Raw genomic sequence first — 291 nt, 5'->3', positions numbered from 1 at the left:
CTCGCGTCAAAGAAATATCCGGCGTTATATCCGGCAGATTCGGTTGTGACATATGAAATTCTCCTTTCTATTTACAAGCATCACTTTCATCAAACCTTTCCCACTTGTTTCTTAACAGATTTTTGGTTCTATATACCATATTCCTCCCCTCCCCATTTGTTGCTACAAATTTTATATATGATTCCTATATGGCTATTCCCGCATTGATTTGCTTAGTAGCGAACTCTGTTCTTCCCCTTTAAACAAAAAAATCCCCTATCCAAGCTTCCAAACTTGAATAGGGATGTCGCA

The 291-nt window shown here is 38.5% G+C and carries 1 protein-coding gene; it reads left to right on the top strand.

What is annotated here, in order from left to right:
* Nucleotides 1–207: hypothetical protein (locus ACQRBL_RS32795; protein ID WP_427736491.1), on the top strand; the 207-nt coding region annotated here is incomplete at its 5' end.
* Between the last annotated feature and the right edge of the window lie 84 nt (nt 208–291).

The organism is Bacillus sp. AF62 (assembly GCF_050312695.1).
In the GTDB taxonomy this organism is placed as follows: Bacteria; Bacillota; Bacilli; order Bacillales; family Bacillaceae_G; genus Bacillus_A; species Bacillus_A cereus.
This window is presented reverse-complemented; position numbering and strand designations above follow the sequence as displayed.